This is a genomic window from Caballeronia sp. (genome assembly GCF_049581465.1).
Taxonomy (GTDB): domain Bacteria; phylum Pseudomonadota; class Gammaproteobacteria; order Burkholderiales; family Burkholderiaceae; genus Caballeronia.
Genome location: NZ_JBAUSA010000167.1, coordinates 1 through 1,715, shown reverse-complemented (window position 1 = coordinate 1,715; position 1,715 = coordinate 1). Strand labels below are relative to the sequence as shown.

The following is a 1,715-nucleotide window of genomic DNA, read 5'->3' as shown; positions in this document are numbered from 1 at the left end:
CTTTTGTTGATCGGACGCGAACGCGGCATGCCTTACGATCGCACGGCGCTCAGCAAGTTCGTGCTTGCCGGCGACATGCCTCCCGAGAAGATTTCGCCCCTTTTGCCGGACGATTTCCTTTCGACACAGCGTATTGAACGCGTTGAAGCAGAGGTCGTGAAACTCGACGCTGCTAAGAAGCAAATCTGCTTGCCACACGAACGCGTCTTAAGCTACGACGTCGCGCTGATCTGCACGGGCGGCATTGCGAAACCGATGGACGTGCCCGGTTCGAACCTGCACCGCGTGTTCACGTTGCGTTCCCATGACGATGCCACGACTATTCTTGCATCGCTGGACGGCCTGCGAAAGGCGCTGATCGTCGGGGCAAGTTTCATCGGACTGGAGGTTGCATCGTCATTGAGAAAGCGAGGGATGGACGTAACTATCGTCGCGCCGGGAAAAGTGCCGCTCGGCTCACAATTCGGCAATGAACTCGGCGGGATGTTCCAGCGGCTGCACGAAAAAAACGGCGTCGTCTTTCGCATGGATTCCAAGGTCGCGGCATTCCTGGGCGATGGTGTCGTGAGAGAAGCAGAACTCGAGAGCGGCGAACGACTGCCGGCGGAGGTCGTGATCGTTGGAACGGGCGTGCGCCCCGCTACGGATTTCCTAAACGGGATCGTGCTTGCCGATGACGGCGGCATTCCCGTGGATTCATCGATGCAAGCCGCACCCGGTCTCTATGCAGCCGGCGACATCGCGCAATTCTCGCTGCCGCGCTCGGACAAGACACTGCGCATAGAACACTGGCGCGTCGCCCAGCAGCAGGCGCGTGTCGCGGCGCTGAACATGGCCGGTGGCAACGAGCATTACACGGGCGTGCCGTATTTCTGGACTTATCACTTCGGCAAGCGCTTTGAATATCTCGGCCACGCGAGCGAGCACGACGAGGTGGTGATCGACGGCGATCTCAATACGCAGGCTTTCATCGCCTATCTGATGAAAGATGGGCTTGTTGGAGCAGCCGTAGCGTGCGACCGCGAAGCTCCCACCGCGCGCCTGGCGGAAGCCATGCGATCCACACTCACGCTGGCGCAAGCGCGCAGCGCTGCCGGCTGATGCAGCCATGGCTTCCCTGCCCATTGGCATTCGTGCGGACCAGCAATCGCAGCGCCTCGATCAATGCCGACGCTGCGCGCTGTGGCAAGCGGCGACGCAGGCCGTTCCGGGTTCGAGTCCGCATCGAGCGCCATTGATGGTGATCGGAGAACAACCCGGCGATCAGGAAGAACTGCGAGGTAAGCCGTTTGTCGGTCTTGCTGACGCCTTGTTGGACAGCGTCGCTCATCGAGGCCGGCGTGGACCGCAAGCAAGTGTATGTAACCAACGCGGTCAAGCATTTCAAGTGGGAACCGCGTGGCAAGCGACGCCTGCACAAAACACCGGCGCAACGGGAAGTGGATGCCTGCCACTACTGGATCGAACGCGAAATGGCGGAGCACGATCCCACCGTCGTCGTTGCATTGGGCACGACCGCGTTGAAGTCGGTGCTGCAAAAATCCACGGTGAAATTGCAGGCTTCGATTGGCGACGCGATCGAACACGATGGGCGTCTGGTCGTCGCGACCTTTCATCTTTCATATGCGCTTCGTGCCCCCGATGCCGGAACGCGCGAGAGCGCGTATCGCGCGATCGTGGAGGCTTTCAAACACGCACATCGACTGATTGAGACG

At 60.2% G+C, this 1,715-nt stretch carries 2 protein-coding genes and 1 pseudogene; 2 read left to right on the top strand and 1 reads right to left on the bottom strand.

From position 1 onward, the window contains the following. A partial coding sequence (locus WCA53_RS04250) for an NAD(P)/FAD-dependent oxidoreductase (protein WP_423905843.1) occupies positions 1–1,101 on the top strand: 1,101 nt, incomplete at its 5' end. Here the strand turns inward: WCA53_RS04250 and WCA53_RS04245 are convergent. After that, entirely contained in the window at positions 1,067–1,330 is a 264-nt protein-coding gene (locus WCA53_RS04245) for a hypothetical protein (protein ID WP_423905845.1), read from the bottom strand. The genes WCA53_RS04250 and WCA53_RS04245 overlap by 35 nt on opposite strands. Here WCA53_RS04245 and WCA53_RS04240 point away from each other — a divergent pair. After that, positions 1,238–1,715, top strand: a pseudogene (locus tag WCA53_RS04240) (uracil-DNA glycosylase family protein); the annotation flags it as partial. The gene WCA53_RS04245 and the pseudogene WCA53_RS04240 sit on opposite strands and share 93 nt — an antisense overlap.

Bases quoted from the DNA above. Each gene is read 5' to 3' on its own strand.
- WCA53_RS04245 (WP_423905845.1), bottom strand. From the start codon at position 1,330: ATGAGCGACGCTGTCCAACAAGGCGTCAGCAAGACCGACAAACGGCTT.